Annotated in this window: 10 protein-coding genes; 1 reads left to right on the forward strand and 9 read right to left on the reverse strand. The window is 41.7% G+C overall.

Features of this window, described 5'->3' with window-relative positions; all coding sequences use genetic code 11:
- Positions 1-5: 5 nt before the first annotated feature.
- From BHV72_RS15090 to BHV72_RS15100, 3 genes are all read right to left on the reverse strand, one after another.
- Positions 6-1,946 carry a RagB/SusD family nutrient uptake outer membrane protein gene (locus BHV72_RS15090; protein WP_005678957.1) on the reverse strand — a complete coding sequence of 647 codons (1,941 nt, stop codon included), beginning with the start codon at positions 1,944-1,946 and terminating at the stop codon, positions 6-8.
- A gap of 6 nt (positions 1,947-1,952) precedes the next feature.
- On the reverse strand, positions 1,953-5,084 hold the full coding sequence (locus tag BHV72_RS15095; RefSeq protein WP_258974627.1) for a SusC/RagA family TonB-linked outer membrane protein: 3,132 nt from the start codon (positions 5,082-5,084) through the stop codon (positions 1,953-1,955).
- A gap of 249 nt (positions 5,085-5,333) precedes the next feature.
- Entirely contained in the window at positions 5,334-9,488 is a 4,155-nt protein-coding gene (locus BHV72_RS15100) for a hybrid sensor histidine kinase/response regulator transcription factor (protein WP_286856426.1), read from the reverse strand.
- 200 nt (positions 9,489-9,688) lie between these two features.
- On the opposite strand from BHV72_RS15100, the gene BHV72_RS15105 reads away from it, so the two are divergent.
- A complete protein-coding gene (locus BHV72_RS15105) occupies positions 9,689-10,693 on the forward strand; it encodes a family 43 glycosylhydrolase (RefSeq protein ID WP_005678954.1) in 1,005 nt (334 codons plus the stop codon).
- A gap of 367 nt (positions 10,694-11,060) precedes the next feature.
- Here BHV72_RS15105 and BHV72_RS15110 read toward each other — a convergent pair whose 3' ends face one another.
- The 6 genes from BHV72_RS15110 to folP all read right to left on the reverse strand — a co-directional run bounded on the left by BHV72_RS15110 (position 11,061) and on the right by folP (position 20,895).
- Complete coding sequence (locus tag BHV72_RS15110) at positions 11,061-13,019, reverse strand: glycoside hydrolase family 97 protein (RefSeq protein WP_286856429.1); 1,959 nt, start codon at positions 13,017-13,019, stop codon at positions 11,061-11,063.
- Positions 13,020-13,097: 78 nt separating this feature from the next.
- Complete coding sequence (locus tag BHV72_RS15115) at positions 13,098-15,557, reverse strand: alpha-L-arabinofuranosidase family protein (RefSeq protein WP_286856474.1); 2,460 nt, start codon at positions 15,555-15,557, stop codon at positions 13,098-13,100.
- A gap of 192 nt (positions 15,558-15,749) precedes the next feature.
- Positions 15,750-16,721 (reverse strand): glycoside hydrolase family 43 protein, encoded by a 972-nt coding sequence (locus BHV72_RS15120; protein WP_032838379.1) that lies wholly within the window; start codon positions 16,719-16,721, stop codon positions 15,750-15,752.
- A gap of 28 nt (positions 16,722-16,749) precedes the next feature.
- Positions 16,750-19,086 (reverse strand): beta-galactosidase, encoded by a 2,337-nt coding sequence (locus tag BHV72_RS15125; protein WP_122295441.1) that lies wholly within the window; start codon positions 19,084-19,086, stop codon positions 16,750-16,752.
- A 191-nt stretch (positions 19,087-19,277) separates the two neighbouring features.
- Positions 19,278-20,042, reverse strand: a complete 765-nt coding sequence (cdaA, locus tag BHV72_RS15130; RefSeq protein WP_005678948.1) for a diadenylate cyclase CdaA — start codon at positions 20,040-20,042, stop codon at positions 19,278-19,280.
- A complete protein-coding gene (folP, locus tag BHV72_RS15135; RefSeq protein ID WP_022042789.1) occupies positions 20,032-20,895 on the reverse strand; it encodes a dihydropteroate synthase in 864 nt (287 codons plus the stop codon). The genes cdaA and folP overlap by 11 nt, the downstream gene beginning before the upstream one ends.
- Positions 20,896-21,001 lie beyond the last annotated feature (106 nt).

Genomic DNA, 21,001 nt, shown 5'->3' on the forward strand with positions numbered 1-21,001 from the left:
CCACATTAATTCCAACCAGGATTTTGAGTCAATCCGTATTTCTTGTTCACCTCTGATGGTGGGAATGCTGACAAATACCACTTCGGACTAAAATTACTCCACCATGCACGGGAAGGATTCACTAGCGGAAACGCTTCATGAGTGAATTTCGTTGGTTTAGGATAAATACTGCTGTTTCCGGTACTTCCGGACCAAGGCGTATTTCCTCCCCCATCATTTCTATAAATCTTCAATCCATGGAGTTGTTTTCTAAAAAGATCTTCTCTTTTATATCGTGTCATGTCAAACAGACGTACATCTTCCAAGCCTAATTCGCAAGCACGTTCTCTGAGGATCTCTTCCAGCAAGGCATCAGCGTCAGTCGTCAGATTCTTGCCGGGATTGCAAACCGCCAAGTCTCCTAAACCAACACGGGCACGTACTTTATTTACTTGCTCAATAGCACCTGGCAGATCATTCTTCGATTTAAGCAAAGCCTCCGCATAAATCAGATACATTTCTGCCAGACGCAGATATGGCCATTGCAGATATTTATCTTTCAGAGAATTGACACCTTCCTTATAGAACTTGTAACATCCGAATCCAGTAGCATATTTACCTGTCTCTTTCTCTGTATCATTGATATTGTCACGTCCTCCAATCCATAATTCGGCAGCATGATCTCCAAACTGTGTTCCATTCACCAGCATCGTTTCATACAACCGTGGGTCACGAATCGGTTTATTGTAATCATTATCCGTATAAAACAGGTCTGTAGCAGTATTCAACTGGAAAGGTTCGCCATTACTCATTGGAAACATCTCCATAAATTCCAGTGTAGGGGTCAATCCACCCGTAATAACTGTACCATTTCCGCTATTGACAAAAATATACTGCCATTCATCCCATGAATTAAATTTACCGAAACGGGAAATATGCGTAGAAATCAACAGTTCTTTATTATTCTCACGGGTAAAATAGGCCTTATTATACGCATCTCTGTAACCTTTTGCCGTAGCTTCCGTTGCCTGTGTCAGTTCATAATACCCTCTTGATTGAAGTTCTGTAAAGAAATCAACACAAGCCTGCAAACACTGGTCCCATAACTCCGGTTTGTAAGCACCATACCACACCTGATGATTAGTTACAGCATCTTGCGGTGGCTCCGTACAATAGGGGACATTGTCATTAAATAATGGGCTGGCTGCAAACAAAAGAATCTTACACTTGAGCCCCATAGCAGCTGCTTTGGTAAAGCGTCCTTGCCAATTCGTGTCATCCGTACCTAAGTCCCACGGAAGTTGAGGAGTAGCAGCAGCCTCATCTAAAAGATTAATCATGTAATTCACCGTTTCTTCCACCGTAGCGCGAGGCAATTCATAAGAAGGCTGCACGTCATAGGTTTCCTTTATTAACGGAAGCCCTCCAAAGTGGCGAAACAAATCAAAATAACGAGATGCTACAATCACTTTAGCTTCTGCCGCCAAACGTTTTTTCTCCGCATCTTCCATATCCGGAACCCGCTCTACATTCTCCACAAAAAGTAATGCAGCACGAATCGCCTCCCAACAATTCTCTTTAGTATAACCAAAGCGCGTATCATCGCTACTATCCTCATCACCTGCCTTATAAGAGCCTGAATAGTATTTCCGGTTAATTCCATTCCAATCCGTGTGGCTATGCCAGCAATCGGACATCATTTCAAAGATTCCTGTGTTCATTTTCCCCTCCACCGTATTCCAATATACAGGGAGCGCGTAATAAAGTTTACTATAAGTATTCCACAGGAAAGCACGAGCGTACGTAGCTTTTCCGAAGATTGTATCTTGCGTTACCGCTACCCCCGGAGCCTTTTCTAAAAAGCTATCTCCAAATTTCACTTGATCGACACAAGAAGAGGAAAACAAAGCTACTCCTGCCAATGTCGCTATAAACCATTTACTTAAATGTTTCATCATATTATTCATAAAGTATTAGAATCCAAGTTTCAATCCAATATTAAATACACGTGTCAAAGGATAATTAGGGCGGGAGCTCTGACGAGATTCCGGGTCTCCCCATTTGAATCCAGTAATAGTAATCAAATTATATCCATTTACATACAACCGGCAATTATCCATCTTCAGTTTCTTCATGAAAGGGAAATTGAAATTATAACCTATTTCCACACTTTTCAGACGCAAATAGCTGGCATTAATCAAATACAAGTCAGACCCTGCATAATTATTGGAAGCATGCAAACTAGAAGTACGCGGGAATTTAGCAGTGAATGTATCAGCCGATGAACGCCACGTTGTATCATACTGATAAAGCAACAATCCCTTTTCATTTGTATCACCCAACGGACGTCTGAATTCGTCTAACATCCGATCCACATTCCAAGCTCCTGTCCATTGCATGGAAAAATCAAAATTCTTCCAACTGAATCCGGTATTCAATCCGGCAGTGTATTCCGGCATATCGGTATACCCTATATCGCGCGTAGCATCATTGGAATTTATTTCACCATCGGCATTCAAGTCCACATAAACGCAATCACCCGGCACCAATGTAATACCATGATTAGCTATCGGACGTCCAAACTCCTCTTGATAACGCATATCTGCCGTTTCATCATAGAACCCCCAAAACTTATACATCGAACGGGAACCTATTCTACGTCCAGTCTCATACATCCAAGGCTCATTTTGCTCTACCTCATTCTTATAGACAATTTTATTCCTTGAGAAAGAAATATTAAAGTTTGCCCAATATCTGAAATCATTTTTCAGAGTTTCGTTCCATTTCAACTGTACTTCAAATCCTCTATTCAATGTCTCCCCAACGTTAACAGAAGGAAGTGACATACCTAGAATTGCCGGCAAATAATCGGGTTTAGATAAAATATCACTACGATCTTCCCTAAAGTAATCTAAAGAAACCGTCAAACGCTCTGCCAGGAAGGTGGCATCCACTCCATAATTCTGCTTTACTGCAGTTTCCCACTTGGCATCCGGATTAGAACGGCTGACTTCACTGGCACCGGGCATTTTATTTCCAACATTCTGCCCGAAATAATATCCTCCATCACCATATTGATAAGAATCAGGCAAATATAAGAATCGTTGTGATACATCATTACCCACCATTCCTACAGAAGCACGTAGTTTTAAATAATTCACTACACTTTTAATCGGTTGGAAGAAAGATTCCTCACTTACAACCCAGCCCAATGAACCTGCCGGGAAGAAACCATACCGATTTCCTGGACGAAAGTTTTCCGAACCATTATAACCCGCATTAAACTCTGCCATATAACGGGTTTTCCAATCATAAGTCACACGTCCTACCAAACCTACATATCCGGTAGGAATGTCAGAGTACTCTGACGGATAGTATTTCTTTGATTGATTATAGAGTAACAATGCTGTCACATTATGATCCCCAAACTTACGGGCATAATTCAATGCCAGTTCCATATACCAGTTGCGCGCCTTAGAAAAACCGTTATCAGGTTCCCCATAACTTAATTGAGAGTCAGTCCCATATTTACGAAGAGAAATAGATCCATCAGCATTTGCAACAGGTGTATAATAAGCCTTGGATGAACTCGCTTTCTTAGTATTAGCATATTCTGAATTATAAGCACCTTTCAGTTTTACGGACAATCCTTTTGTGATAAAATCCAACTTTTGATTCAATGCAAGGTCTACATTCAACACATTTGTTGTCTTTGTCTGAAAGCCTTTTCCATAATAAGAGCTCAATCCATCCACTCCCGTAAAAGGAAGAACTTCAGAATTAGATACAACACGTTCACCGTTTACAATACCTGCACCCGCAAAAGGAACCGCCCAATAAAGTTTGCGGAACAATTGATTCTGATCTTCACCTGATTCCGGAGTACGCTTTGTCTCTATACGACCGCCAATATTGACTGACAGTAAGGTTGTTTTCGTTACATCAAAATCCAAATTAGCACGATAATTGTATCGTTTGTAATCAAAGTTAAAATCATCTGTCGCATTAAACTGCTTGAACATACCGCCTTGCGTGAACAAACCGGCAGAAACAAAATATTTCATATTACTAGTTCCACCAGATATATTCACATTATGCTGAGACTGAAAAGCAGCCTTATTCATACAATAATCAATCCAATTAATATCCGGATACATCAACGGATTAGAATGATTGCGGAATGTTTCCAACTGTTCATCGCTAAAAGTAGCCACCCCACCATCATTTACTTTCATCATATTATAATAGGAAGCATACTGGTAAGAATTAGCGAACTCCAGATCCTTTGTTCGCACATTGACACCAGCCGATGTAGAGAAAGAAACCTTAGCCTTACCTTCTGCACCACGTTTGGTTGTAATCAAGATAACACCATTGGCACCACGTACACCAAATACAGCCGTAGCTGAAGCGTCTTTCAACACAGTCACGCTCTCAATTTCATTCGGATCAATCTGAGAAAAGTCACGTTCTACACCATCAACCTGAATCAGCGGTTTCGCATTGTTCCATGTAGCGACACCACGCACATAAATATCTGCTGCATCCGCTCCCGGCTCACCGGAATATTGTACAGAAGAAATACCGGTGATTTGCCCGGATAATACATTAGATAAAGATCCTGCCGGAGTCTTCAACAGATCATCCCCCTTCATAGATGAAATAGCTCCTGTGATAGATACTTTTTTCTGTACACCATAAGCTACTACTTGCACTTCACCCAGTGTCTGTGCGTCTTCTTCTAATACTATATTTAGACTAACACCTTTCTTTGCGGTTACCTCTTTATCCTTGTAACCAATAAAACTAATTTTGATTTTCGCACTTGCACCGGATACATTGATTGAAAACTTACCCTCAAAATCGGTAATGGTTCCTTGTGTCGTTCCTACAACCTTTACATTGGCCCCAATCACCGGTTCACCATAGGCATCCTTCACTACACCTGTGATTCTTGTAGAATTCTGTTGTACTACCTCCGGCATGGGAGTATCGTCACCATAGCCGTTCAGAGGAATCAAAAGAAATAAAAACAAAGGGAATACGATTGGGAGTAACCGTTTTTTCCCGACTTGTCTTCCATGGAAGGTCTTTCGCTTTTCCATTCAGTATAAAATTAAGATTAAACATTAAATAAACAAATCTCATGATCCTTAGGAATCACAACGCAAAGATAGAAACCTCCCCTCCTACCAACCTCCAAAGATGCTTTTTAGAGGTAGAATTTTAGACATTCGCCTTTTTTGAATGATAATTCGACATAAAAAAGAGCATAGAAAACCTTCCCTATACAAAGTACAAGGATTAAGCAGAACAAGATAATATAAAATAGAAAGGTAAACCAGAACAGATTTCTACTCGTGCTCTTTTTCAACTACAAATTGGTCGAGGTATTCAGAAGGTAAAACTCCAAACTCTTTCTTGAAGCAAGCACTGAAATATTTTGGATCATTAAATCCGACCGCATAAGCCAATTCGGAGATACGTATACTATTTCCTTTTTCCTCCATAATCCGGCAAGCCGATTTCAAACGGACGTTCCGGATAAAGGCAGAGGTGTTCAGCCCAGTCAAAGACTTTAACTTCTTATATAAAGTAGATTTACTAGTTTTCATTTCATCCGCAAACTGGGGTTGGTCAAATTCACAATCTTCCAAATGATTATTCACACAGTCAATGGCTCGTTGCATAAAATCCTCATCCAGACTGGTATAATTCAAATCTTTTAATTCAAAAACCAGCTGTTTCTTAAATTCGTGCGCCATACGCTCCTTATATTTCAGCAAATTACGAATACGTGCATGCAATACAGCCAAATTGAAAGGTTTGCTTATAAAAGCATCCGCCCCTACCTCATACGCTTCCGCCCTGTCCTCTTCCTTATTTTTAGCAGTCAATAGAATCACAGGAATATGACTGATTTCCAGTTTCCCCTTCACATATTTACAAAACTCCATTCCGTCCATCTCCGGCATCATCACATCAGACACAATCAAATCAATGTCTTCATTCTCCAACACTGCAATGCCTTCTTTTCCATTTTCAGCAGTAAAAACATTGTATTCATGCCTCAAGAGTTTCGTCATTAAATGCAATAGTTCCTCATTATCTTCTATTACTAATATAGAATTTGCCTTTTCGGCCGTAACTAATATTTCATCAGACTGTTTCTCATCCATTTCTTCTTCATAAGCTACTAATTTCTGAACCGGTAAGATTACTTCATCATCAATTTGTTCTTCCCTGAAATAAGAACGGTCAATAGGAAGGCGGATAATAAACTCTGTTCCCTGTCCTTCTTCACTTTCCACAGTAATAGTTCCTTCATGCAACTCTACCAAATCTTTAGTTAATGAAAGCCCGATTCCTGTACCAATGGTATTAAATTTCCGGTAATCACCCTCGTAGAAACGACGGAAAAGTGTCTTTTGTTTCTCTTTCGATATCCCTTTCCCATTGTCCTTTACACGTAAAAGCACCCAATCTTTATTTTCCGCATAGGATAAAGTTACCTGAATAAAACCATCTTCTTTTGTATATTTTGCAGCGTTAGACAGCAGATTATAAAGAATCTTATCCAATTTATCCGTATCAAAATAACCAATGATTGATTCCGGATCACACAACACAGAGAAATGTATCTTTTGTTTCTTAATCAAAGGCTGAAAACTTTCCGCCCCATTTTTCACAAAGGAAGCGATATCTCCCGGAGATACACGAAGCCTCAGATTGCCGGTTTCCGCTTTTCGAAATTCAAGGATTTGTTGTAATAAACGTATCAACCGACGAATATTACTATTCATCACCACATACAAGTCTGTATGCTTTGGAGCTTGTATTTTAAGCTCATCTACGGTAGCTGAAATAATTGTCAACGGAGTCAGCAATTCATGGGTAATATTTGTGAAGAACTGCAACTTGGCATGGTTCAACTCCTCCGCTTTCGCCTTCTCCAATTCACGCAAACGGAGTTCATTCCGTAGTAAAATACGATTTTTCGTTATTCTGTATAGTCCAATGACAGTTCCAATGACAATCAATAAATATAAAATATATGCCCACCAGGTTGCCCAAAATGGAGGAAGCACAACAACCGTCATTTCCCGAATATATCCATTCCAAATACCATTCTCATTTGTCACTTTCAATTTAAATTTATACGTCCCGCTTTTCAAATTATTATAGTAAGCAAAACGACGCTCGGCGCTTGTATAAATCCAATCCTTATCAAATCCCTCTAACTGATAAGCGTATCGGTTAAGTTCGGGATTCTTATATGTCAGTGCCGCAAACTCTATATTGAAGTTATTATATTTATAAGGTAACTCTATTTTCTGAGTAAAAGCAGGAGTTAATGAAGATATTTCCCGTTGCACATCCAAAGGTAATGTACTTATGGAACGATTGAATATCTTTATATCCGTAATTGCAAACTGAACATCTCCTTGAATATCTTCCATATCCTCAGGAATAAAGCTATTATAGCCTTTATAACCACCAAAAAACAATTCTCCCTCCCGACTGCAAGCAGATTGAGCGATAAAGAAATTTCCTTGTAGCCCATCAGCTTCTGTGTACACACGAACAACCGGTTCGTTACTTTTCATTTGAGCACCCAGTTTTACCAAGCCGACATTCGTCCCCAACCACAAATTTCCATTTTTATCTTCTTCGATACTTCCGACCATATCTCCGGGAATATTATATTCCTGATTTTTCTCTTCAAACCGGTCATTCTGTCTATTATACAGATAAATTCCTCCCCCTTCGGTGCCAACCCATAAACGTCCCGATTTATCTATGTGCAAACACAAAACATTATTGGTCAGCATTCTTTTATTATAAAAACTATAATTATAATATTTCAAGGTAGACGGATTTCGGATGTCACCTTCAATATGAATCAGACCATAATTCGAAGTGGCTATCCACATACTATTATCACTATCGGCAATTATATCCCTTACATAAAACCAATTCAATTGAGCACCATCTACAAAACTCATATTTTCGAATAAAAAGCTATTTCCATCCGCCAACTGTACACCTAAACTTCCACGTGTACCTACCCAACAATTAGCATATTTGTCTTCATAAAGTGCAGAAACACAAGAAGAACCTAAGAATTTACAATTTTCCGGAGTCAGGTTTCTTACCCTTTGTCCTTTGTGGTAAGCAAATATTCCACCATCATACGTTCCAAACCAAATTTCTCCACTACCCTTTCTCTGGACGACAGAAAAAACTGTGGGAATAGTCATTCCGGTAAATTCCGGCATTTGTGAATGCGACTTCAATTTTCCTGTTGCGTATTCCAGACAAGCTAATCCATAGGTACCGATCCCCATCCAAATATTATTGTCAGAATCTGTAAACAAAGACCGTACGGAAGTGGTCGGAATATCATCATCGGCAAAATTCAAACTATGAAAGGTAAACATAGACTGATGTGTATCTGCATTCAGGACTCCTCCTCCAATAGAACCAAGCCACATCATACCGGAGTTATCACGTATAATGGAATTTATTTCATCACAAGAAATATAATGAGAAGAGCCGCGGGATTTATAATTAATAAAGTGTCCGGGAGTATCATTGCTCATAATACTCAACCCGCTACGTGTTCCTACCCACAAAGTATTGGTATTCAAGTCTTCAGATATATCATATACAATATCATCGGATAAACTAATATTGTCACCTAATTTATGCCGATAGTTCACGTAAGATACCCGCTGCAGGTCTTTCGGATTATTGAGTTTAAAAAGTCCGCAATTCCAACTACCTACCCATATATTTTTATTGGTATCTTCGTAAATAACATGAGCAGAATTACGTTCATTCAATTGAGGATAAGCATAAAACTTGCCGGTAGAAGGGACATACCTATATAATCCCGACGACCATGTACCAATCCATAAATCACCTTCCGAGTCTTCGAATAAAGATTTGATAGCAGTATAATCCAGGACTCCATCAGTCTGTTCCCGATGATAAACTACAAATGAATCTTTTTCGGCAATATATTTGCACAGCCCGGAATCCGTTCCCAGCCATACAGAATGATCCCGAGTAACCAGCAAACAAGATACGACATTATTAGGAATCTCAGGAGCCAGAATTTTTCTGATCTCCCCTGTTTTTTTATTAAGAATATTCAAGCCTTCCTGAGTGCCAATCCACAAGTTGTGTTTATAATCATCCACCAAACAAAGTATGTTGTTATTAGTCAGTAAACCGGGGGCGTAAAGATTTGATTTATATAACGTTGCCTCATAGCCATCATATTGATAAAACCCGTAACGGCTAGCCAACCAGATAAAGCCATCCTTATCCTGATAAACTTTCTGGATTTCATCTGTAGGCAAATTATTAAGAGCAGGCAGTTTCTTAAAATTCAAATGTGAAACAATATCACCTTCGAATGCGAAAAGTAAAGTTGAAAATAAGGCACAAAAAATAGAGGCATAAAACCTTCTATTGATACAAGAATATTGATTGTTTTCCATAATACAATAATTGTAATATTTGCAAAGATAAAAAAGTTTTATGTATATATAAGGAGAATTATCATTCTTTTTAATCGATTTTACACGCAAAAACGCCCTTTTCTGTAATTGAATGATATATAACCGTTATCGAAACATATTTGCTCCAAAGATTTGATTAAAAGAATTATCTTTGAACCCTGAAACAAATACCTCAAGTCATGAAACATTTATTTATCAGGTTTCTTTTATTTTACCTGTTTTTTATTGGAATAAGCCCAATAAACGCACAACACAGAAAGTCTGCTAATCCTATTTTATCCGGCTTTCATGCCGATCCGGAGATCTTATACTCCCGGCAGACCAAACGTTATTATATCTATCCTACCAGTGACGGTTTCCCCGGTTGGGGTGGAAGTTATTTTAAAGTCTTCTCTTCAAGGAATTTGAAGGAATGGAAAGAAGAAAGAGTCATTTTAGATATGAAAAAAGATGTCTCTTGGGCAAACGGAAATGCTTGGGCCCCCTGTATTGAAGAAAAGGAAATAGACGGGAAATATAAATACTTTTTTTATTACAGTGCAAATTCTGTCACTAATAAAGGCAAGCAAATAGGAGTAGCCACGGCAAACTCACCGACCGGTCCGTTCACCGATTCCGGAAAACCGATTATCACTTCCTCACCTGTCGGACAAGGGCAACAAATTGATGTGGATGTATTTACTGATCCCACATCAGGCAAAAGTTATCTCTACTGGGGGAACGGCTATATGGCAGGGGCCGAACTCAATAATGATATGCTGTCTGTCAAAGAAGAAACAATCACGGTGATGACTCCCAAAGGCGGAACTCTGCAAACGTATGCTTTCCGAGAAGCTCCCTATGTATTCTTCAGAAAAGGAGTTTATTATTTCCTATGGTCCGTTGATGACACGGGATCACCCAATTATCATGTAGCTTATGGGACCGGCAATTCTCCATTAGGCCCCATTCAGGTTGCCAAAGAGCCGATTATTCTCATACAATCTCCTAAAGATGAAATTTACGGTCCGGCACATTGTTCGGTGCTTCAAGTTCCTGACAAAAAGGACAGTTGGTTTATCGTATATCATCGTATTAATAAGGAATATCTGAAACATGGACCGGGTTGGCACCGTGAAGTCTGTATAGACCGGTTGGAATTTAATAAAGACGGGACAATCAAGCAAGTAATTCCCACACCCTAATCCCATTATCAAGTTTCATTAGAAAATGATAAATCAGGATCAGGTAAAGTCAGTTTCCTTATGGGAAACTCTAGTTTCAAAGGTTTGAAACTTTAGTTTCAGAGTCTTGAAACCAATCGTTTCACTAAGGGAAACACTTTGTTTCTCGGTGAGAAACAGAATCGTTTGCCTTAGCTACTTTTTCGCCTGTAGACTCTATCTAAATTGAAGGTGATAGGTGATAGATTAGGTGATAGGTTAGCGACAACCTATCACCATTCTGAATGTACGATGAACAAGCAGTTTCAGAAGGGCGGTGATAGGTTGAAAGAGGATTCTTGTTTTTTACATAGGAAGAGGATTGCGAATATACAGGGTCCGGCATTTATTATGTTTCTTCTATCCGATCAGAAAGCACAATTCCTCCTTGAGGATAAACTTCTAATTGCACCCTTCCCTTTTCTTTTACCTTCAAAGGTATAAGCTGAGGTTCCCCTCTCTTATCATCTTTATAAAGAGACACTGTTTTTCCGGCAAACATATCCAAATCAAGCTTCAATTTTAACGGTTCACTTCCGGCATTTACAGCTGCTACATACCAAGTATCTCCATGACGACGAGCTAAAACTATGTATTTTCCCGGATAACCTTCAATGAAACGTGTTTCATCCCAAGTGACAGGAACCTGTTTCATAAAATCCATGCAAACCGGAGAAACATCATTCAGATTATTCGGAGCAAGAGCAAAGTTCTGAACGGGGTTTTGGAATAGTATGGCTGTCGCCAACTGGAATATGTCAGTAGTACGACGAGTGGTGCCTCCGTCATTGTTACGATTCAGACGCTTGTTCAGGAAGCAGCCGCCAAACTCCATACAGCCTACTGCGTTGCGAATGAACGGATGCAGGCAAGTATTGAATGCTTCTTCATCACAGAAATGCTGGCTGAACACCATATTCTCGGAAGCCAACACAGCTTCGCTGCCTACATAATTGGGATACATACGTTCCCAGCCGCGAGGTAAGGTGCAACCATGGAAGATTACCATTAGCCCGTGGTCATCCGCATCGCTCAGGATCTCTTCATACAGGCGCATCGTCTCCTGTTTGTCGCCACCGAAAAAATCGACTTTGATTCCTTTTACACCCAGGCTTTGCAGCCATTTCATTTCACGTTTGCGGATGATTGCATTGTCCATGTGATTAATCGGGCCTTGTTCAATGTCATTCCAATAGCCGGAGGAACTGTACCACAAAAATAATTCCACTCCTTTGCCACGTGCGTAGTCAATCAGAGATTTCATACGTTCACGGCCGATATTAGTATCCCACCAGTTATCTATCAGTGCATATTCATATCCCATAGCGGCGGCAAAATCAATGTAACGCATCTGGTCGTCATAGTTGATACTGCCGTCCTGCCAAAGAATCCAACTCCATGTGCCACGCCCGAAACGGTAGTCATGCTTCGTCTCATAAAGAGGGTTTACGACATCCCAAGGAACAGTGGTTTCCACAATCGGTTTCAACGTTTCGCCGACGGTAATCGTACGCCAAGGGGTAGCACCGGGTAATGCAAATGCCGGAGCAACCGTTCCGTTGCCATTATTCTCTTCGGGCATCGGGAACGCCACTGTGTACAGATCGCCTTCACTGACATCGCTCAAACGGGAACCGCAATAGCGACTGTCTACTCCTGTTTCGCTCACCAGCACCCAACCGGCGTCACCGATACGGAACAGACAAGGGAAAGTATATCCATGACCGTACTGCGAACGTTCGCTCATCGGTGCATCCGCTTTATATTCTTCTTCATAACTCGGTTTTGTGCGCTTCCATCCGATCATCGCATCGCTCTGCGGACACAGGAAAGTTGTAGTCTGCCGTGGAAAACGGAAACCGGTCTGTTCATGATTGACGGTAACGCTGCCTTTCCCTCCCTGTCGCGGTAAGGTATAACGGAAAGCGACATCATTATTACTTACGCGGAAAACGATTCCTATCTTCTGTCCCTGCGCATTCTCCAAATTACAAGTCAGTTCATTCGCACGATAATGTACTTGGGAAGTCTTAATACGTGTCTGATGATAGACAGTGTCTATCACCTCTACGGAATGCCCCGACAACTTCAGGGCTTTCGTAAAGTCGCCTATATTCGTGCTGATTCCCAAAGGAGATTTTTCCAGCATTGCTTTCCCGTTGTAGGTAACGGAATAGCAGGGAGTTTCTTCGTCCTGCACAAATACAACTAATTGCAGTTTCTCATCCGGGCCTTTCACTACTACATCTTGTGCTGCAAGGCTATTCAGGCTGAGAGATATCGCCAATATGCTTACAATGTTTTTCATATATACTAATTCCAGCTTATTATCTTTAGAAAATTCACATCTACCCCCAGATACGTTCTTTTTCACTTCCAGCAACTTCTACTTCGTTTTCAGACGAATCACCGTAAATGAATAGGCGGGTAGTTGCTGCTTGAAGTTTGCTCCGACTTCGATAGTGTCGGTCACGGGAAGTGGAGTTGATTCCGGTGCACCTGCCAATACTGTCCTTACAGCAGAAGGTTGAACACTGCCTATGCCGGGTAATTGTATTTCTGTCTCCACACTGACAGGCAATAAGTTGACCAGTTTCACAATCACATCTCCGGTCTTGCTATCGCGGATAATGGAGGAACCGATACGAAGCTTCACCCGGTTGTCCTGATTATCAAGAAGTATCTGTGAGGGGATATAATGGCTACCTGCATTCTGCCCATATAACTTTTGAACGTAATATCCGGTAGTCGGTTTCACTTCACGGTTATTGAAGTAAATCAAGTCCGGGCTCCATTGGGTATGCTTTTCTTTTGCCAGCAAAGGAGCATAAGAAGTCATGTGTACTACGTCTCCATTACGTTCCAAGGCGGTCAGGTAAAGAGCTTCAGTCAATGCTGTTTCCATATTGGCTTTCCGCCCGGGAATATGAGTGGCATATTCGCCCAAATAAACTTTAGTCTTTTTTGAACGGTCGTATTTATCGTAGAAGTCCTGATTATGCAGAAACCACCCCGGAGACTGATAATAATGTTCGTCTACCATAGGAATGCCTAATTTATCCGCCAACTTCCAACCTTCGACGTAATCGGTACCTTCATTGAAAGGACCAACTGTACCTACAACGATTATTTCAGGGTATTTCTCCTTAATCGCATTGAAAATCATCGTAAAGCGTTCCTCGAAAATATCAGTGATAAGATCCTCATTACCGATACCTATATACTTCAGATTGAAAGGCTTCGGATGTCCGGATTCGGCACGTACCTTTCCCCATTTTGTCTTTCGGGCGTCACCATTCGCCCATTCTATCAAATCCAGAATATCCTGAATATAAGCAGGCATTTCACTCATCGGGATACCGCCTTGTTGTCCGCCTCTCAAATCACCGTGACAAGCAGAGTTCTGACAAGGCACACCGGCAGCAAGCACCGGAAGCGGTTCGGCACCTATATCCTCGCAAAACTGGAAATATTCATAATAACCCAGTCCCATGCTCTGATGATACCCCCAAAGGTTGCGGGCAGATTTACGGGCTTCCAACGGGCCAATCGTATTTTTCCATTGATAGATATTCTTCAAACCGTCTCCATGAGCTACACAACCACCGGGGAAACGGACAAAGCGAGGATGTATATCGGCTAGTGTCTGCGCCAAATCGGCACGCAGACCATTCTTTCTACCTTTGAATGTATTCTGTGGAAAAAGAGAAATCATATCCAATTCGACTTCTCCCACTGATTGCAGTTGAAGTTCCAGATGCGTATCGGCAGCTGTTTTTGCAGTCAATACAGTTTTATAAGTTTTCCATGAACGGGAAGAAACGGTTATCGATGCCTCTCCCTGCACTGTGCCATTGGAATCTATCAAACGTATCTGCAATTTGTTAGATTTATGTCCGGCCGGAATACGTCCAAACAAAGAGAAATCATACTTTTCGCCGGCTTGAAGGGCTATCCCATCAAACCCTGCATTTGTCAGTACAGCTCCCGGCTGTTGTATATTCAACACAGCGTAATGAGGATTATTCGGATGAACGGGATCGGAGGTATTTATTGTGAATGTGGCATTATCTCCCTCCAACTTCCAGGAATGCGTACTGTTCCAATTCTTATCTCCCTCACGGTCGGACGGATCATATTCAAAATCCCTGTTTTGAATCAGTTCTGCGTATAAGCCACCATCAGCAGAATAGTTAATATCTTCGAAGAATATTCCCAACAGCAAATTACTGATTTCTTTTGTTTCCTCCGGTTGTACCGTAATCGTCGCTTTTACAGGTTTCAGCCCGGCAAAACGCTCTTTATCTTGTACCGGACGTTCTGCGTGCAAAACATTCCGGTATTGGTTCCTTTCATAGTGTTTCGTCAATTTGTCCACCAGTGTCCAAGATACCCGATTAATATTTCCGGTCTGTTCCTGCCCGTCAATAGTTACCTTTACTCTTGTTCCCTCAAAATCAGAGGTTACTTGAGGATATTTCTGACTTTCCCAATAAACCAGGTCTTTCGATTTTGCCTGCCCGTATCCGTCATGTGTATTCAACTTCCATGTGCAGAGCCATCCGCCGTCAGGAAGTTGCTTCAAGAACGGATCGAGCATTTTCTTCTGCGATCCCCAACGGCTATAATCACAACGGAGGTATCCGGTTCCCTGTCCTACTGCGAACCAATGCTTCTGATCCATGCTCCAGGCAAAACGAAGTCCGCTGCGTCCGTCATCCCGGGAAGTTGCATACGAAAATAGAAAAACGGAATCCGGAGTGTTCGCCGCCTCTCCGATTGCAGCTAAAGTAACCTGTTGGAACGACAAAAACAAGACAATTACTAGCAGGAATAATTTTTTCATGGCATAAGTATCATTAAGATTATCAATCATAAAGACAAACTCTTCACTGTTATGAGAAGCACATATTGAGTGTAAAATCACCAATTATTATTCAAAGGCATATCAAGAAACAAGCGAACAAGAACAAATTGTACGCCTTTCCTGTTTTATGTATTATTTTCCAGTCTTAAGGCAGCAATTTGCTCCGGCTTATCATAGGCCGGTTGGTTTGCCGTAGACCTTATACAAACGTTTCAATTCTTTTTCAGTGATAGGTATCACAGTTCCGTGACGAGGGTGAAAGTCCATACTGACAGCATGATCTATGACTTTAAAATTTTCCAGGTCGGTACTTTCCGTAAACTGGTATTTGCCTTTCATATATACATCGTACATCAGGATATACTTGTCCGAACCTATTAGCGGAAAGATACTCGAACCTTCTACCGCTTCTTTCGTCTGCTGTTTGTATTCCCCTGATTCCGTCCATTGTCCGGAAGTCAGGGAGACGGTAGTCGCTTTCTTGATGCCGTTTCCATCTCCTTCTGTCTTATAAAACAGATGATACAGTCCATCTTTATAGATGATATCTCCGTCGATACATGACTTGCCATTTTTAGGAAGAAACAAGGGCTTCGGCTCACCTTCAAGGTCGGTAAAGTCTTTATTCGCATACGCATAATAAATGATATCTGCGCCATTGCCATGCTTCATTGACCAATATACCATATACTTTCCGGCTTCTTTGTCATAAACGGTCTGTGGAGCCCATACACGTTTCAGGTTTTCCTGGGCAGGATATTTCTTTTGAATATTGACAATATTGGAAGTCCAGTGCACCAGGTCCTTCGATTTCAACAGCACCATGGCACGGTTGGAATCCCAACCGTTTCCGGACACCATGTCGGTGACAACCATATAGAATGTTTTACCGTTCTCACAACGCAAGATATGAGGATCACGTACCCCACCCGTAGAACTAATCACACGGGAATCAAGTACAGGTTGGTTACCATTCAGGGCTTTATAATTATATCCGTCGAGGCTGACTGCCATGCGGATCGCTTCTTCGCTCATCCGGTTCCCGGTAAAGTAGACAAACAAGTAAGCGGATTGCTGGCAGTAACCGGTCAGCACTCCTATAAAAAGGAGTGCTAAAAGGGTAGTATATTTCTTCATATTCATTTAATATTCAGCACTTGGCTGGGAGTAATCAATACTTGAAATCGGCTGGTTTCACATAGACACGATATTCTTTAATCATACCCGGATAATTCTTTTCGGCACGGGGCAGATAACGGAAGCCTGTTACAGTCTCCACCTTACTCAAATCAATCACCAGTTGGTGAGGATACGCCACATTATCTACTGTCATCCAGAAAGTAGATTCCTGTAAATCGAAAATCTTATCGGCTGTACGGTTGCCGCTGCGTGTTTCCTCACTATCGGCATAACGAATCTTCCAATGTTCTCGGGATACCGGTTTACCGTCCGCACCCAGAACATCAAATTCTGCAATAGCAGCAATATTGTCATTTGCCTGTGGTGAAAGAGCTTCGAGACAAAAATAACGTCCTTTCACCGGAGTAGTAAAACGTACTTCCTGCCAGCCGTTGCCCGGAGTAAATGCACCTTCGTGTGCAACCTTCTCGCCTGTCAGTTTCAGTTTCTCTCCCTCTTTGCGATGAGTTTCCGGTGCTTTTTCACGAAGCACATCCAAGAGGGGTTTCTTCAGGCCTTTGATAGAAGCTTTGGCGGGACCTTTCAAGTCAAGAACAAGAATCTCATTCTCACCTTCTTTCAGCCAACATCCCGGCATAAAGAGAGTCTGCTGAGGACCAATCTCCCAGAAACGTCCCATAGCATGACCGTTCACCCATACCATACCTTTTCCCCAAGTACTCATATCAAGGAAAGTATCACCGACTTTGTCCAGTTTAAAGGTCGTTTTATAGTAAGCAGGCATAGCTGGTAATATTTTCGTATCCTGATAGTTCTTATTCTTAATAAAGGAATAATCCACAGGGAAGCTGTACACCGTCCAGTTTTTCAGTTCTTTTGACCGGTCGCCGGAAACAAGTTCCACCTTTTCCGTGATTCCCTTCCGGTCGTGAATGGACTTATCAAAGTTTACACGTCCCATAGCCTCTACCAGAATATCCAGTTGCGTCCCTTTCTTCAAAGCAGGCAACACCGTCGTGAACTCACCTTTACGACGATCCAAACGTGTCAACAGTTTACCGTCAGCATAGATTTGTGCCCAATCATGCACTTCGGTAATCTTCAGAGTCGTTCCGGATTTTACAGCTTCGGGCAATGTCGTCCGATACAGAATTGTTCCCCAACCTTGGTTAAATTGTTCCATAGGTTGAATATCCACCGTTTGTTTTGCTTCCGGCAGATTAGAGAAAAGAGGAGCTATTTTTGTAAAATGAAACTCAGGAATTTCAATGACCGGCAATGCGGCAGGTATTTCAGGCAACGCTTCACCGGCAGGAAGATATGTTTTCAATAAATCGCGAAGCAGGAAATACTTCTCTGTCGTCCAACCGGCTTCACTGATAGGAGCGTCATAATCATAGGAACTGCACATGGCAGAATAAGCAGGATTATTAGCACCTCCCCAATGTCCGAAAGTGGTTCCGCCGTGAGTCATATAAAGACTGAAAGAAATATTACGATCGAGCATATCCTTGATTCCCTGTACCATGTCTTTTGCAGGACGCGTCTCATGTTTTCGTCCCCAATGGTCGAACCAGCCACTCCAGAATTCACTGCACATCAACGGAGTTTCCGGACGAAGTTCTTTCAGTTTCTTGAATTGTTGGTCAATATTGGCACCGGTTCCAAAATTCACAGTCCAGAGCAAATCCTCCAATGCGTTATTTGTGAAGTTACTACTCCAGTCACACTGGAAAAGAGGCACATCCGTAAACCCTGATTCGCGTACCAAATCACGCACGGCAGCTACATAAGGCTTGTCGGTTGCATAAGAGCTGTATTCATTCTCTACCTGCACCATGATGATATTACCACCTTTATTTATTTGCAGTGGCGCCAATTGTTTGCCGACTTCTTTCATAAAGATGCCTACGCGCTCCATATAATAGGGATCGAGGGTACGAAGCGCCACATCTTTTTTCTTCAGCAGCCACCAGGGAAGACCTCCCATTTCCCATTCCGCACACACATAAGGACCGGGACGGACAATGACATACATCCCATGCTTTTGTGCCGCACGACAGAAAGCAGCAATATCGTTCTGACCGGAAAAGTCAAACTTACCTTCTTCCTGTTCATGGATATTCCAAAAGATATAGATACAAATGGTATTCATCCCCAATGCTTTGCACATCTCAATACGATGTTCCCAATAAGCTTGCGGGATACGGGTGTAATGAAGTTCGGCGGCCTTCACCACAAATGGTTCACCGTCCAGCAAAAAGGTATTCTTGCCGGCTTCAAATTTGCGGGCAGTAGTTTGTGCCTGTGCACTACTAAAGATAACGACTGTAAAAAGTACCAGTAAAGCAATCAATCTGTTTCTCATGGTTTATTCAAAATAGAATTTTAATAGTATACGACAAAGGTAGGCGATTCACCTAAATCCGAGGGCATAATTATCATTCAAAAAGGGTTAGAAATAAAGCAAAATAACTACAAACAGGGCCATTTTCATTTATTTTCCCACTACAAAAGCAATATCCAGCATAAGTCCGGCTATCAGTCATAACACCAAAATCAGTTTTCTTTCGTCAACATACTTTCCAGTTCTTCCGCATTCAGGCGAAGATAAAATTGCCCGCGATAGGCGACAGAGATAGCTCCCGTTTCTTCGGAAACAATAATGGCGTGTGCATCCGACTGCTGTGAGATACCCATAGCGGCCCGATGACGCAAGCCAAGTTCTTTAGGTATATTCAAATCGTGAGAAACAGGAAGAATACATCCTGCCGCTTTGATACGTTTCTTGCTGATAACCATTGCCCCGTCATGTAACGGACTATTCTTGAAGAAGATGTTTTCAATTAAACGTTGGTTGATTGCCGCATCAATCATTTCACCTGTACGGACGATTTCGTCTAAAGGAACGTTATGCTCAATGACAATCAGTGCACCGACTTTTTGCTTTCCCATGCTCAGACAAGCCATTACCACAGGCATAATATCATCATGTTTCAATACTTCTTTCTTCGCCCCGTTAAAGAGACGGGCCAATGCACTGACATGCCGGTGAGAACCCAAAGTCAGCAAGAAACGGCGTATCTCGTCCTGAAACAGTACGATCAGCGCTATCACGCCCACATTCATCAAAGTATCGAAGATGGAACCCAGCAACTTCATCTCCAAAACCTGAGTCACCACCAACCAGATCAGTATAAAAACCAGAATACCGGTGAATACCTTGATAGAGCCGGAAGCCTTCATCAACTTGTATGTATAATACAGCAAGAAAGCCGCCAACAGAATATCAATAAAATCTTTTATGCCAAATTCAAAAAACATCGTTCTCTGATTTTAATTTTTCAACAATGCGAACCGCTTCCACTGCTTCGCGTACATCATGTACCCGAAGGATGTGAGCGCCTTTCATTAACGCAACGGTATCCAATATAGTTGTCCCGTTCAACGAATCCTGCGGAGTGCCCCCCAACAATTTATAAATCATAGATTTTCGTGAAACTCCTACCAACAAAGGTAATTCGAATATACGGAACTCTTCGAGATGTGCCATTAGTTCATAATTATGCTCCAACGTCTTCCCGAACCCGAATCCCGGGTCGAGTATGATATCCTTCACTCCCAAATCACGAAGCTGCTGAACTTTACGCGCGAAGTAAAGGAAAACGTCCTTTATCAGATTATCATAATGGGGTTCTTTCTGCATATTCTGCGGGGTGCCCTGCATATGCATCATGATATAGGGCACTCCCAGTCCGGCTACTGTCTGAAACATCCGGTCATCCATTTCACCGGCAGCAATATCGTTAATGATAGCAACGCCATACTCGTTTACGCATTGCGCTGCTACATCAGCCCGAAAAGTATCTACGGAAATAATAGCCTCCGGATGATTGCGGTTCAGAATCTCCAGACCGGTGCGTAACCGGTTCATTTCTTCTTCGGCAGAAATATGTTCTGCATTAGGACGCGAAGAATAAGCGCCTATATCGATAATAGCAGCGCCTTCATCAATGATTTGTCGGGCCCGGGCAGCAATATCTTCTTCGGTCTGCATCCGGCTACCGGCATAAAAAGAATCGGGAGTTACATTCAGAATACCCATTACCTGCGGAATGGAGAGATCAAGCAACTGCCCTTTTACATTTATATAAATAGGAGACGTAGATTTCATCATTGACAGTATTCCTTTTAGATTGCCCACAAATGTAGAGAAAAAAAGCAAGCAATCGTACTAAAAAGAAGAAATAAACGTATATTTGCAAACAACAGAAGAAACCGAA

It is taken from the genome of Bacteroides sp. 43_46 (assembly GCF_001915455.1).
GTDB classification, from domain to species: domain Bacteria; phylum Bacteroidota; class Bacteroidia; order Bacteroidales; family Bacteroidaceae; genus Bacteroides; species Bacteroides caccae.